Here is a 13138-nt window from a genome sequence, read left to right as displayed (position 1 = left end):
TCCAATCCTCTACATATATCTGACATCCAGTGCTTCACGATGGGCCGGCCGGAGAAATTTCACATCCGGATATCCAAGCACCAGCGTCATTGCCACATGTTTCCCCTTGGGAATTTTTAATGCTTTTTTGATTTTTCCAGAAATGTTTGCAGCCGTTGTAAAAAAGCCGCTGAATAACACTCCGAGACCGCTGGCCTCCGCAGCAAATTCCATATTCTGTGCTGTAAGCAGGCCGTTTGTTTTGTCTTTGGCCAGTATCACAATAACTGCAGGTGCCTGAAAGAAGAAAAAGTGGCTGTGGATCTTATTATTTCTTGCCGTCGGACTGAACAAATCGGCCATGGGCTTAGCTTTTCGGAACAGACGGACTGCCATCTGCTCCAGCGCATCTTTTTCCTTATCAAGAACAACAAATGACACATCCTGCTTATTTTTTGCTGTATGGGTGAGTCTGCCGGCTTCCAAAATCTGATCGATTACAGAAGCCGGTATTTTTTTGTTCTTAAATCGCCGGACGGTCCGCCTGAACCGTATGACATCTAAGACTTCATCAGGGTTCAGACGGACTGGCTTCGTCTTTTTGTCCGGCCAAGCCGGATAGCCTGTCACTGTGACCGCTTCTTTGGGACATACAGAGGCACAGTGGCCGCACATCAGGCAGTCTTGCAATAAAACCCCGGCCTTTTTATTTTTTATTGTTATATTGTGTTCCGGACATGTCTTTGCACATAATCCGCATCCAATGCATTTTTCAGCATCAATTTTAACTTTATGATGTTTCATGGGATGATGCTCCTTTCGTTAAAGATTATTAACCATTATAGCAAAGGGAATACAGATTTCAACATTGGTAAAGAAAGACGTTACCATTGCTTTTGTCCCGTTCTCACAGGATTCTCACATTCCGTTCACAATAATCTCACAGCTTTCTTCTTTTCCTCACATCCGGCTCACAGTATTTTTCTTATAATGAAATCAGAAAGAAAGGAAAGGAGTTTGATTGTCATGTTAAATCATAAAAAAGAAAAAAACGGGCTGACAATGTTATGTGAAGATGTAAGACATCTCATTGAGGATAAAGAGTACGGAATCTGTGAAGAAAAAATTACGGAGGCCATGAAGGTTTATCCTCACGCACCCGAGCCTCATAATCTGATGGGGATTCTTCTGGAGAAGAGCGGGGAACACATAAAGGCCATGAAGCATTTCAGGGCTGCATGGGCTTTGGATCCGACCTATGTTCCGGCAAGAAGGAATATGGAAAGGTTCTGCAATCTATATCCGGAGGGTGAATGTGCTTTCGACGAATCTGACTGCCGGAAAGAAAACAAACGGACAAGGTATGAGACAGTTTATGATGAATACGGAGTAGGCCACATGGTAAGGAGGGAGCGGGCATGAAAAAAGAGTATACAATAATTGTAGGATGCGGAAGGCTGGGAGGCAATATCGCCAACACCCTTTCTGATCTGGGAGAAGATATTCTGATCATTGACAAAAGAGAGGATTCATTTCGGAAACTGTCTCGGTCTTTCGGCGGCATGACCATGGTGGGAGACGGGGCAGATATCGATTGTCTGAGAGAGGCAGAGATTCAGGATGCTTCTACTCTGATTGTTGTGACAGAAAATGACAATGCGAATATTCTGATTGCACAGATGGCAAAGGATTTTTTTCACACGGAACATGTAATAACAAGGCTGTACGATCCGGAAAGGCAGTGTGTCTATGATGAACTCGGGATTGAAACCATCTGTCCGGCGCTGCTCTCTGCAAAAGAAATCGGGAAGATCCTTTTAGGAGCTGGGGGATCTGGCAATAAACAAGGATTGGAGCGGGGAGCATGAGAAAGAATATACTGCTGGCAGGAGGATTCCATAAGGCCCGGTCCCTTGGGGAATCTCTGCAGAAAAAGGGATATAAAGTTACGGTGATAAACCGGGATTACAGAGACTGTATGGCATTGGCTGAAAATCCTGAATTAAACGTTATCTATGGTGACGGGACTAAAACATATGTACTGGAAGACGCCAATGCGGATACAATAGATATTGCCATTGCATTGACAAAAAAGGATGAGGAGAATCTGGTCATCTGTGAACTGTGCAAGAAAAAATACGGTGTTCCCAAAACCGTATCTCTCGTCAACGATCCGAAAAAAACATCTTTTTTTTACAAGATGGGGATTGATTCTGTGGTATGCGCAATTACTGCCATCACAAATATTTTAGAGCAGCAGGCATTTCTGGATGAGATGGCTACTATGATCCCCATCGGTGAGGGCAGAATGAGTATCGCAGAGGTACCCATCTCCATTATGGCACCGGCAGCCGGAAAGAGGATCGAGGAGATACAGCTTCCGCAGGATGTGATCATTGGATGTATTTTAAGAGGCGGCCACAGTATTATACCAAGGGGAGATACAAGGATTCTGGGCGGAGATGTTGTGGTTCTGATATCTTCAAATGATAAAGAGGTGCTCGCAGTCAGCGAGCTCACAGGACGGTGAGAGCGATGAGGGAACAGATAAAGAGCAGTAATAACTGCGGGAAGCTGGTGCTTCTGATCGGAGTACTGATGGCAGTGCCGCTTCTGGTACTGCCTTTTTATTCGCAGGAAATCAAATATGCATTTTGTTTTTTGATTCCGTCTGTTTGTTCTGTTATATTGGGGATCATGCTATGCTTTTTTATGAAAAAGGAAGAAGAGGAGGGTATGCAGTGGCAGTATACTATGAGGACGGGCAGCCTGACCGTAGTATTTGCCTGGATGTTTGCATTTCTTGTGGGAGGCACACCGTTTTTTCTGTCCGGACAGCTTACCTACATTCAGTGTGTATTTGAGGCAGTCAGCGGCTGGACCACCACAGGACTTTCTGTGGTGGATGTGACAGAGACACCAAATATTTTTTTGTTCCACAGGGGATTTATGCAGTTCTGCGGCGGTCTTGGGTTTGTTTTGATGATGGTTATGTTTATACAGGGGAAGCAGTCTGTGAATCTTTATAATGCAGAGGGACATACAGACCGTCTGATGCCGAATCTGGCCAAATCTGCCAGAACTGTTTTCTGCATGTATACATCGTTTTTGACCGTGGGATCCGGGGCATATATGTTCTGCGGAATGAATCCTTTAGACAGCGTTGTCCATGCCATGTGTGCGCTGTCCACAGGAGGCTTCTCCAACCAGGCGGACAGTATCGGGGCTTATAACAGCTTTCCGATTGAGATCATCACGATGATCCTGATGATCGCAGGGACAACCAACTTTGCTGTCCTGCTTCTTCTGGTAAAAAGGAAATTCAGGCAGGCACGGCAGGTCAGTGAGATGCGTTTTCTGGCCTTGCTGCTTGCCGTATCAGTACCTCTGACTGCAGTCACACTGTTTGCAAAATTATATATGAGCATCGGAGACAGTTTCCGTCAGGCTCTGTTTAATGTGGTATCTGCCCTGTCAACTTCAGGGTTTTCAACGATGTCATATCAGGAGTGGCCGGCTGTCAGCGTGGGAATTATGATCATACTTATGCTGATCGGCGGAGGAATCGGGTCTACGGCCGGGGGCATGAAACTGACCCGTGTTTATCTTATGTTCCGTTTTGCAGGGGACGTCGTGAAAAAGAGAGTATCCCCGTCCAGAAGGGTCAGGGCTCTTTCTTATTACCGGGCTCAGGGGAAGGCTCCGATTAACCAGGCTCTGATCCTGGACACCACCGGATATGTTTTCTGCTATCTTCTTATTTTTGCGGCAGGTTCCCTCCTGCTTACGCTTACGGCAGACTGTTCTCTGGCGGAAGCCATGTTTGAGTTCGCCTCCTCTCTGGGAACAGTGGGACTTTCCATCGGCCTGACCGGCCCTTCCACAGGAACACCGACGCTGATCGTAGAAATAGCAGGGATGGTACTTGGACGGCTGGAAATATTTATTGTAATGACCGCATTTTATTCCGGCCTTACAGCGGTAAGACAGCGGCTGTCCGAACGCAAAAAAATCTGATATAATAAACTTAACCGTCAATGCAGTGTGATTAGAGGAAAGGTGGTTTTGTTTTATGGAAACAGTGGCACTTTCAAATGGAAAACAAATGCCCGTGATCGGCTTCGGCACGTGGAAGGCACCAAGTGATGAGATTACGGTGAACGCGGTAAAGACAGCTGTTGAATGCGGATATACCCATATTGATGCAGCAGCGGCTTACCATAATGAGATGTGGGTAGGAAAAGGCATCAGGGAGAGCGGGATCAAGCGGGAAGACTTGTTTTTGACGAGCAAGCTGTGGAATGATGACCATGGCTATGAGGCAGCCTTGAAGGCATTCGAGAATACAGCTGCGGATTTGGGCGTGGATTATCTTGACCTATATTTGATTCACTGGCCGGTACCGGTAAAGTTCCATGACAATTATATTGAAAAGAACCGGGAGACCTGGAGGGCATTTGAAGAGCTTTATCGGGCAGGAAAAGTAAAAGCAATCGGAGTCAGCAATTTTAAGCCGCATCATATAGATGAGATTCTGGAAGTGTGTGAGATACCGCCGATGGTGAATCAGATCGAGTTCCATCCAAGCTGTCTTCAGGAGGAAATACGGGCATACTGCAAAGAAAAGAATATTGTGGTGGAGGCATACAGTCCTCTGGCTAACGGAAAGGCTTTTCAGTGTGAAGAGCTGAAAGAGGCAGCAGAACGCTATGGTGTCACAGTAGCCCAGCTGTGCGTAAAATATGCACTTCAGCACCACACAGTGCCGCTGGTTAAAAGTGTTACAAAGGAAAGAATCCAGGACAATTTAAAACTTGATTTTACCATCAGCGATGAGGATATGAAAGCGATTGATGCAATTACGACCTGTGAAGGATCCAACAGGGACAGCGATTATATTGATTTTTAGGGGCAGGGTTAAAAGAATGTAAAAGCAGGAGTATAGATGAGATTGAATCTCATCTATGCTCTTGCTTTTTTTAGAAAGGATGATAAGATGTTGTTAGTTAGTTGAAACTAACCATCGCGCGGTGTAAGAAATGAAGCAGGTGAAGCATGAGAGAGAAAACCTTATCAGATTTAATTGTAGAGCAGTGTGCGCCTACATTGGCGGGCATGAAATGCGGAAGTTTATTTAATTATCGTCACCGGGAAAGTACAGATGCCAGGCAGGAAATAGGTGAATGGAATGAAAAACTGAATCCCTGCGGGCTGTATCTGGAAGCTTTGAATTGGAGAGAAGATTCCGTCCTGGTTTACGTATACCGTAAAAAAGACCTGGAACAAAGGCTTCGGGAAGAAGGGATTGCGGAGCTGCTCATAGAGTTCGGCTATCCTGGAACAAAGACCGGTGAATGCTTAAGCTGCCTGAAAACCAGGTTTTTGGCAGATGATTTTCCTCATGAAATCGGTGTGTTTTTGGACTATCCGCTGGGAGATGTCCTGGGATTTATTGAGAACAGGGGGATGAACTGCAGGCTTTGCGGAATGTGGAAGGTTTACTGCGATCATTGTGAAGCGCTGAAATTATTTAAAAAATATAAGAAATGTAAAGAAATCTACTGGAAATTATATCAGCAGGGCAGAGGTATCTTAAAGATGACCGTTGCAGCATAGAAAGGAGCTATCATGGCAAAAGTATACATCGCATTTTGGAGCGGCACAGGCAATACAGGAATCATGGCAGAGTCAATCGCAGAGGGAGTTACAGAAGCAGGAGGAACACCGGAGTTTTTAGATGTTGAATCAGCCTCTGCAGATATACTGAAGGATGCAGAGGCATTTGCCCTCGGCTGCCCGTCCATGGGGGCAGAGCAGCTGGAGGAATCTTCAATGGAACCTTTCGTTGAGGAAGTGGAAGCCTTTGCTTCAGGAAAACAGATTGCGCTTTTCGGTTCCTACGGATGGGGAGACGGAGAGTGGATGCGTGACTGGACAGAACGCATGACAAATGCAGGTGCAGAGGTGATAGACGGAGAGGGCCTCATTGCCCATGAAACTCCGGACGACGATGCAAAAGCGGACTGTGTAAGTCTCGGCAAAGCATTGGCGGCTGCGGCACAGTAAAAGATTATAATCCGGAGCCGGTATTGCCGGCTCCTTTTCAAACAGAGGAGGTTTCTTATGAGTGTTGTGATTATTGGAGGGCATGACCGGATGGTCTGTCAGTATAAAAGAATCTGTAAAGAGTATAACTGCAAAGCAAAGGTGTTTACTCAGATGAGTGCAAAACTGGGGAAACAGGTAGGAAGCCCTGACTTAGTTGTTCTATTCACTAATACAGTTTCCCACAAGATGGTGAAATGTGCTCTCTGTGAGGCGAAAAGGAGTAAGGCAAAGATCGTACGGTCCCACAGCAGCAGTGAGGCGGCATTGGAGTCCATTTTATCACAGTGTTCATAAAGATACCTTACAGGAAGTGTAAGTGTTTTCTTTCGCTGTTATTTTGTATAATAAAGTCAGACAAAAACAGAGGCTTATGACTGTGGAAAGGATACAAAATGACAGAGAAAAAATTAGAGATACAGTCTCTTAAAAAGTATTATGGAAAAAAGGGAAATCTGACAAAGGCTTTGGATGGGATCAGTTTTCAGGTGGCGGACGGGGAATTTATCGGAATTATGGGAAGCAGCGGGTCCGGCAAGACAACGCTTTTAAACTGTATCTCCACAGCTTCACACCCTACAGGCGGCAAAATCCTGTTAAAAGGGCAGGAAATATGGAAATTTACAAGAAAGGACTTGGAGAACTACAGGGGCAGGCAAATGGGATATTTATTCCAGAACTTTGAGCTGATCGGAAATCTCACCGCCGAAGAAAACATCATGCTTCCCGCGGAAATCCATAATGAAGGCAGCATGGAGCAGCGTATGCATGAGCTGGCAGCCTGTCTGGAGATAGAAGATATTCTGGACAAATTCCCCTCTGAGCTGTCCGGCGGACAGAAACAGCGGACAGCAGCGGCAAGGGCTCTTTTGCTGAATCCGGAACTTTTGCTTGCAGATGAACCTACAGGGGCCTTAGATTCTAAGAATGCCAGGCTGCTGATGCAGAAGCTCTCGGAATTGAACCGGGAACAGAAGACTACCATACTCATGGTAACCCACGATGCCAATGTAGCCAGCTATTGTTCCAGAATCCTGTTTATCCGGGACGGGATCATTTTCCATCAGCTAAGAAAAAAGGTCCCGGAGGAATCCGGGGAGGAGTTTTATGAGAGAATCATAGCCGTGATGGCCCAGCTCGGAGGAGGAAGTGCAAATGGTCTTTGAGATCATCAGAAAAAACAGCAGACGGAACAGAAAAGAAAACGGACTGCTGTTTGTATCCCTTGTTGTGTCGATCACTGCATTTTATATTATTCTGTCTCTGGAAAACCAGGATGTCATGCTGTTTCTGAAAAAAATGGAGAGTGATGCTGTTGACAAGCTGTTTCTTCTGATCCCTGTGCTCTATGGGGTTACCCTGTTTTTCCTGTTCTTTCTCGTATATTTCTCAGGAAAATACCAGCTGGAGCAAAGGAGCCATGAGTTCGGAATGTATCTGATGCTCGGCATGGGCCGTAAAAGGCTGTTTGCCATGCTGCTGGCGGAGGACATGTGGAACAGCCTGCTGTCGCTGGCAGCGGGTATTCCCATAGCAGTGCTTCTGTCAGAGATCATCAGTATGATTACTGCAAAAGCAGCCGGCATGGGCATTGTGGGGCACCGTTTTACATTCTCACTCCGTGCAGCTGTGTGGACGGCGGCAGGCTACTTTGCCATACGGCTTGGAGCGCTGCTTATACAAAGCGGAAAGATTGCGGGAAAGGAAATTACCCAGATGATGTCTCAGCCTCAGGATAAAAGGCATAAGGTGCATAAAAAGGGGATTACAGCAATACAGCTGGCAGTAAGCATCTTTATGCTTGCGGCGGCGTATGCCCTTGCTGTGAAGGGAAATGCATGGGGATCTGCCGGGGATATGGGTATTACTATGGCACTTGGAATTGGAGGAACCTTTCTGTTCTTCCGGAGTATCGGGATTTTATTTGACACATATCTGAAGTACAGACGCAGCAGCAAAGGGCTGACGGTTTTTACGTTCCGCCAGATTCAGGAGACGATTCTCCTCAGGCCGGAATCTATTGCGGTGTCTTCACTGCTGCTGCTGGCTGCATTCTGCTGTTTTGGATACGGCTACGCTGTCAGCTTAAACATAGGTCTCAAAGATCAGCGTGTCATTGACTATACTTTTGAAGGAAAGCCGGAGCAGATTCAAAAAGAACTGGAGAAGCAGAAGGCAGGCCAGTATATGGCAGAATCATTTCAGGTAAAAACAGGTTTGTTCAAAGGCAATAAGACAGGCGGCTCATTTTCCGGAAAAGAGCTTTTGGAGGCCGTAAAAGTACAGGGGGATTCCCGGGGCAGAGATGTGCTTCTGAATAACCTGCAGTATTTTAATGATCCTTACCTGATCTCTCTGTCCGGATATAACCATATTCTGAAGCGAAAGGGAGAGCCGCCCCTTCATCTTAAGAACCGTGAGGCAGCTCTCTACAGCAGCAGGGAATTTGCAAACCAGGACACCGTGAAGGTAATGGAAAGAGCATTGAAAAAACGGCCCCGTGTGGAGATGAATCAGCAGACATACCGTCTGCTTAAGACGTACTGCAGCGAGAATATTGTCACAGACCGTTCCATTACTATCAGCTATGGACTTATTGTGCCGGATCAGATTTTTGAGCGGCTGACAGGCGGAGAGTACAGCTCTTACTGGAATACGGTGCTGAAGGAGGAACTGATCCGGAAGAAAGGTTTGATGCAGGCGATGACGGATGTCAATGCACGGTTAGACAAAACCTCTCTGCAGTATGAAAGTTATCTGAACAGTATGGGCAGACAGCTGTTCTATACAGTGGCCGCCAGCTATACAACCATCTATCTGGGGACAATCTTTCTGCTGATCGCCAATACAGTGCTGGGAGTCCGGTTTCTGATGCATCAGCGGCAGACAGAAAAGAGATACCGCACAATCCTTCGCCTTGGATGCCACTGCAAGTATCTGTGTGAATCTGCCAGAAGACAGATCAAATGGTTCTTTCTGCTTCCTGCAGGCGTTTCTCTTGTGGGAAGTCTGTTTGGCGTCAGATCACTGGCCGCAGGTATTGCCGCAGCGGATATGCAGGGGAAAGCAGGGATTTTAACAGTGCATGCGGTGCCTATGATTCTTATTTTGTGTATGGTAGAATTAAGCTATATACTGGCTGTTATGAAAATGAGTGACAGGCAGATCCTCAAACAGGCGGAAGTAAGGAGAGATGACAGCTGAAAGGCGGATGTGATGAAAAAAATTGTGATCGCGGAAGATGAATTATTCATGAGGGAAGAGCTTGTGTCGATTTTGGAAAAGGAAGGATATGAGACTGACTGCCTTGTAACCTTTGCGGATGCAGCTCAGGAGATTTTGGACCGGTCCCCTGACTTGGTCCTGCTGGATCTGAATCTTCCGGGGATCACTGGTTTTAAGATATGCAGATCCATCAGAAAGAAAAGTTCAGTTCCGGTTCTTGTGCTGACCAGCAGAGACCAGTTAAAGGATGAGCTGCATGCGCTTAATATGGGAGCAGATGAATACCTGACAAAGCCCTGCCATAAATCAAGGCTGACTGCCCGTATCTTTAATCTGCTGCGCAGATATGAGGACAGGGAGAGCTTTGCGGAAATAAAAGGAATCAGGCTGGATAAGCAGACCTATACAGTGTATATGGACGGGCATTCTGCGGTACTGCCTGAAAATCAGGGAAAGATTATGGAGCTTCTTATGGAGCACCAGGGGAAAGTTGTAGAAAAATCAATCTTCTTTGAGACATTGTGGGGAACGAAAGAGTATATTGATGAAAATGCACTTCAGGTCAATATGACAAGATTAAAGAAGACCATGAAAAAACTCCATATCCCTTATAAAATTGAGACTAAAAGAGGGATTGGGTACTGCCTTGTACATATTGGAGGAAAAGATGGCTGACAGATGGATCCGTATTTTTGTAAAATACAAAGAATGGTTTGTGTTTACACTGGCCCTGGACATTATGTTCTGCCTGTTCTTATGGCTTTCTGGTGCTCCCGGGTTTTTTGCTGTTTTTCCTTCTGTTCTCCTGGCCTGTTTGATCTTATATGGATTTCTCGGAACTTGGCTGGATAAAAGAGACCAGAAAAAACAGCAGGCCTTTTTACAGTTTATGGAGGACCCCGGTGCCTTCAGAGAAAAAACAGCTTTTCCTTTTATGAATGCTCAGGAAAAAGAGGCCATGGGTCTTATGGGAGATCTTTTTGAAAAAATGGAACGCCGGATCAGGGAGCAGGAGACAGCTATACAGGAATATGAAGAATATATTGAGTTATGGGCTCATGAGATCAAAACACCGCTGGCGCTTATGACTTTTGTACTGGACAACCGAAGAGATGAGATGTCCTCCGTTGTTTTTGAGAGGCTGGAGTATGCAAGGACCGATATAGAAGAAAATATTGAAAGAATGCTGTACTATGCAAGAATGAGGACCGGGTGTACAGACTATTTATTTGAAGAATTATCACTGTCACAGATCTGCAGGGATGTGCTGGACGGATATGAGAACCTTCTGAGGGAACAAAAAATCTGTATCATAAATGAAGTGGAAGATTTGTGTGTTTTGTCAGACAGAAAGGGACTTTCGTTTTTGATCCGGCAGGCAGTCAGCAACGCCGTAAAATATGCCAAACAGGGAGCAGAACCTTCTTTTATCAGGCTGTATACGAAGTCTCATGGGGAGAGCGGGGATATTATCCTGGCAGTCCGGGACAACGGGATAGGAGTCAAACCTTATGACCTGCCGTTTCTTTTTGAGAAAGGATTTACCGGGGATACAGAGGAAAAGAGAAAGAATTCAACGGGGATGGGGCTCTATCTGACAAAACAGACAGCAGACAGCCTGGCGGTCCGGATAGAGGTCCCGGAACAAAATGAAGAAGGATTTGAAATTATGTTCCGGTTTTTAAGTGTTTAGAGTCATGGGGCATGAATGTGTAAAAAGGGAGAACAGCTGACAGTTTTATTCTGCCAGCTGCTCTCCCTTTTAAAACCTGCGGAGAAATCCGCTGCTATTTAGTCAGCATCTGCATGATCTTATTGCTTCGTGCAATAAATTTGGTCATCTGGTCAGCAGGGAGCTGTTTGTTGCTCAAAACAGCCAGGTCATAGAGCTGTTCGCATATGATCGGTGTGTTTTCGGCATCTCCGTGCTCAAACAAGTACTGAACCAGCTGGTTGTTAGCGTTTAATGTCAGAGATTCTGCGCCTCCGAACATGGACGGATCCATGCCGGCCATTCCGTACATTTTCATCATATCCTGCATCCGGCGGCTTTCCTCAGAAAGGGTGATAACTGCGGATACGTCTTCATTTTTCAGTTTATCCACATGTACGTCCAGGTTTTCTTTTCCAAGCGTTTTCCTGAACAGGTCAGTCAGGGCAGTTGTGATGTCCGTGAGATCCTCATCAGAGTCTTCTTTCAGAGCACCTTCCACATCCGCATCGATCCGCTTAAAGGCAAGGTTCTGGCTCTGCTGTTCCAGCTGAGAGATAAATGCAGAATCAATGTTGTGTTTGAGGATCACAGCGTCAAGCCCCTGTTCCTTAAACATATTGATATACTGGCTCTGCTGTACTTCATCGGTAATGTAGTAGATCGTAGTCTTTTCTTTTTCGTCGGCAGGCACCGGAGCCAGGTCGCTTAAAGTCAGATATTTCTGATCCATGTTCTTGAACAGGATATAATCTTTGATCTTTTCTCCAAACTTCTGATCTTTGATGTAGCCGAACTTGATAAACGGGCTGATGTCATCCCAGTATTTTTCATAAGTCTCACGGTCAGTTTTGCACATGCCGCTCAGTTTATCCGCTACCTTCTTAGAAATGTAGTCGGAGATCTTCCTTACAAATCCATCGTTCTGAAGAGCGCTTCGGGAAACGTTCAGCGGCAGGTCCGGACAGTCGATGACACCTTTTAAGAGCATCAGGAATTCCGGTATCACTTCTTTGATGTTGTCGGCAATGAATACCTGGCTGTTGTACAGCTTGATGGTTCCTTCAATGGAATCATATTCCGTGTTGATCTGAGGGAAATATAAGATTCCTTTCAGATTAAACGGATAATCCATGTTCAGGTGAATCCAGAACAGAGGCTCTTTAAAGTCGGAAAAAACTTTGTGGTAGAATGCTTTGTATTCTTCATCTGTACAGTCATTTGGATGCTTCATCCAGAGCGGATGGGTATCACTTAAAGAAACAGGGCGTTTGTTGATCTTTACCAGATCCCTGGCAGGAGAAACCTCTACAGTTTCCTTCTCGCCGTTCTCGTTTTCTTTCTCTTCTGTCTTGGCTTCTTCGTGAATATGTTCAACAACTACATCCTCTTCGGTAAGTTCTGATTCATCGATAGTTTCATATTCCTGTTCTTTGTTGGCATCGGATAAAAAGATCTCTACCGGCATAAAGGAACAGTATTTCTGAATAACTTCTTCTACTTTCGATTCATTGGCAAACATAAGGCTGTCTTCATTTAAAAACAGAGTAATCTCAGTACCGATCTGATCCCGGGATCCGTCCTCAATGTCGTATTCTGTACCGCCGTCACATTCCCAGTGTACCGGAGCAGCTCCCTCTTTGTAAGAGAGGCTGTCGATGGCAACTTTGTCAGCTACCATAAAAGCAGAATAGAATCCCAGACCGAAATGTCCGATGATCTGGTCCTGGTCAGTTTTGTCTTTGTATTTTTCCAGAAATTCGGTAGCGCCGGAAAACGCGATCTGTGTAATATATTCCTCAATCTCATCGGCAGTCATACCAAGACCGGTGTCAATAAATTTCATTGTTTTTTCTTTGGCATCTACAATGACTTCGATCTTTTCTTTATAATCCTCAGGCAGTTCAAATTCACCCATGGAGGACAGCTTGCGAAGCTTGGTAATGGCATCGCATCCGTTGGAGATTAATTCCCTGACAAAGATGTCGTGATCTGAATACAGCCATTTTTTGATGATTGGAAAAATGTTCTCACTGTTAATTGAAAGGTTACCATGTTTTTGTGCCATGATATACACACTCCTTTGCATTCTATTTATATTGACAGTTTTGTTTTTAT

14 protein-coding genes are annotated in these 13138 nt (G+C 45.4%); 12 read left to right on the top strand and 2 right to left on the bottom strand.

What is annotated here, in order from left to right:
* Window positions 1–9: 9 nt before the first annotated feature.
* Complete coding sequence (locus tag KH180_RS04850; RefSeq protein ID WP_290757145.1) at window positions 10–783, bottom strand: nitroreductase family protein; 774 nt, start codon at window positions 781–783, stop codon at window positions 10–12.
* 222 nt (window positions 784–1005) lie between these two features.
* Here KH180_RS04850 and KH180_RS04845 point away from each other — a divergent pair, with 222 nt between their 5' ends.
* From KH180_RS04845 to KH180_RS04790, 12 genes are all read left to right on the top strand, one after another.
* Window positions 1006–1401, top strand: coding sequence for a tetratricopeptide repeat protein (locus tag KH180_RS04845; RefSeq protein ID WP_290757142.1), 396 nt, complete (start codon window positions 1006–1008; stop codon window positions 1399–1401).
* On the top strand, window positions 1398–1847 hold the full coding sequence (locus tag KH180_RS04840; RefSeq protein ID WP_290757139.1) for a potassium channel family protein: 450 nt from the start codon (window positions 1398–1400) through the stop codon (window positions 1845–1847). The genes KH180_RS04845 and KH180_RS04840 overlap by 4 nt, the downstream gene beginning before the upstream one ends.
* Window positions 1844–2509: an NAD-binding protein gene (locus tag KH180_RS04835; protein WP_290757136.1), complete on the top strand. Its 666-nt coding sequence runs from the start codon at window positions 1844–1846 to the stop codon at window positions 2507–2509. The genes KH180_RS04840 and KH180_RS04835 overlap by 4 nt, the downstream gene beginning before the upstream one ends.
* 5 nt (window positions 2510–2514) lie before the next feature.
* The gene (locus KH180_RS04830; RefSeq protein ID WP_290757133.1) at window positions 2515–3996 is read left to right on the top strand and encodes a TrkH family potassium uptake protein; all 1482 of its coding nucleotides are present in this window, start codon (window positions 2515–2517) and stop codon (window positions 3994–3996) included.
* Window positions 3997–4051: 55 nt separating this feature from the next.
* The gene (locus tag KH180_RS04825; RefSeq protein WP_290757130.1) at window positions 4052–4888 is read left to right on the top strand and encodes an aldo/keto reductase; all 837 of its coding nucleotides are present in this window, start codon (window positions 4052–4054) and stop codon (window positions 4886–4888) included.
* A 146-nt stretch (window positions 4889–5034) separates the two neighbouring features.
* Window positions 5035–5595 carry a DUF3793 family protein gene (locus KH180_RS04820; protein ID WP_290757127.1) on the top strand — a complete coding sequence of 187 codons (561 nt, stop codon included), beginning with the start codon at window positions 5035–5037 and terminating at the stop codon, window positions 5593–5595.
* A gap of 12 nt (window positions 5596–5607) precedes the next feature.
* A complete protein-coding gene (locus KH180_RS04815; RefSeq protein WP_290757124.1) occupies window positions 5608–6045 on the top strand; it encodes a flavodoxin in 438 nt (145 codons plus the stop codon).
* A gap of 57 nt (window positions 6046–6102) precedes the next feature.
* Window positions 6103–6381 (top strand): DUF2325 domain-containing protein, encoded by a 279-nt coding sequence (locus KH180_RS04810; RefSeq protein WP_290757120.1) that lies wholly within the window; start codon window positions 6103–6105, stop codon window positions 6379–6381.
* A 98-nt stretch (window positions 6382–6479) separates the two neighbouring features.
* Complete coding sequence (locus KH180_RS04805) at window positions 6480–7250, top strand: ABC transporter ATP-binding protein (protein WP_290757117.1); 771 nt, start codon at window positions 6480–6482, stop codon at window positions 7248–7250.
* A complete protein-coding gene (locus KH180_RS04800) occupies window positions 7240–9288 on the top strand; it encodes an ABC transporter permease (protein ID WP_290757114.1) in 2049 nt (682 codons plus the stop codon). The genes KH180_RS04805 and KH180_RS04800 overlap by 11 nt, the downstream gene beginning before the upstream one ends.
* A 12-nt stretch (window positions 9289–9300) precedes the next feature.
* Window positions 9301–9984, top strand: coding sequence for a response regulator transcription factor (locus KH180_RS04795; protein ID WP_290757111.1), 684 nt, complete (start codon window positions 9301–9303; stop codon window positions 9982–9984).
* On the top strand, window positions 9977–11002 hold the full coding sequence (locus tag KH180_RS04790) for a sensor histidine kinase (protein WP_290757108.1): 1026 nt from the start codon (window positions 9977–9979) through the stop codon (window positions 11000–11002). The genes KH180_RS04795 and KH180_RS04790 overlap by 8 nt, the downstream gene beginning before the upstream one ends.
* A 94-nt stretch (window positions 11003–11096) precedes the next feature.
* Here the strand turns inward: KH180_RS04790 and htpG are convergent, their stop codons facing one another.
* Window positions 11097–13088 (bottom strand): molecular chaperone HtpG, encoded by a 1992-nt coding sequence (gene htpG / locus KH180_RS04785; protein ID WP_290757105.1) that lies wholly within the window; start codon window positions 13086–13088, stop codon window positions 11097–11099.
* Window positions 13089–13138: the final 50 nt, after the last annotated feature.

It is taken from the genome of Anaerostipes sp., assembly GCF_018381315.1.
Lineage (GTDB): Bacteria > Bacillota > Clostridia > Lachnospirales > Lachnospiraceae > Anaerostipes.
Note: the sequence above shows the minus strand (reverse complement) of the source record. Positions and strands in the feature narration are given on the sequence as shown.

Bases quoted from the DNA above. Each gene is read 5' to 3' on its own strand.
- KH180_RS04830 (WP_290757133.1), top strand. From the start codon at position 2,515: ATGAGGGAACAGATAAAGAGCAGTAATAACTGCGGGAAGCTGGTGCTT.
- KH180_RS04840 (WP_290757139.1), top strand. From the start codon at position 1,398: ATGAAAAAAGAGTATACAATAATTGTAGGATGCGGAAGGCTGGGAGGC.
- htpG (WP_290757105.1), bottom strand. From the start codon at position 13,088: ATGGCACAAAAACATGGTAACCTTTCAATTAACAGTGAGAACATTTTT.
- KH180_RS04795 (WP_290757111.1), top strand. From the start codon at position 9,301: ATGAAAAAAATTGTGATCGCGGAAGATGAATTATTCATGAGGGAAGAG.
- KH180_RS04845 (WP_290757142.1), top strand. From the start codon at position 1,006: ATGTTAAATCATAAAAAAGAAAAAAACGGGCTGACAATGTTATGTGAA.
- KH180_RS04810 (WP_290757120.1), top strand. From the start codon at position 6,103: ATGAGTGTTGTGATTATTGGAGGGCATGACCGGATGGTCTGTCAGTAT.
- KH180_RS04825 (WP_290757130.1), top strand. From the start codon at position 4,052: ATGGAAACAGTGGCACTTTCAAATGGAAAACAAATGCCCGTGATCGGC.
- KH180_RS04800 (WP_290757114.1), top strand. From the start codon at position 7,240: ATGGTCTTTGAGATCATCAGAAAAAACAGCAGACGGAACAGAAAAGAA.
- KH180_RS04790 (WP_290757108.1), top strand. From the start codon at position 9,977: ATGGCTGACAGATGGATCCGTATTTTTGTAAAATACAAAGAATGGTTT.
- KH180_RS04820 (WP_290757127.1), top strand. From the start codon at position 5,035: ATGAGAGAGAAAACCTTATCAGATTTAATTGTAGAGCAGTGTGCGCCT.
- KH180_RS04815 (WP_290757124.1), top strand. From the start codon at position 5,608: ATGGCAAAAGTATACATCGCATTTTGGAGCGGCACAGGCAATACAGGA.
- KH180_RS04805 (WP_290757117.1), top strand. From the start codon at position 6,480: ATGACAGAGAAAAAATTAGAGATACAGTCTCTTAAAAAGTATTATGGA.
- KH180_RS04850 (WP_290757145.1), bottom strand. From the start codon at position 783: ATGAAACATCATAAAGTTAAAATTGATGCTGAAAAATGCATTGGATGC.
- KH180_RS04835 (WP_290757136.1), top strand. From the start codon at position 1,844: ATGAGAAAGAATATACTGCTGGCAGGAGGATTCCATAAGGCCCGGTCC.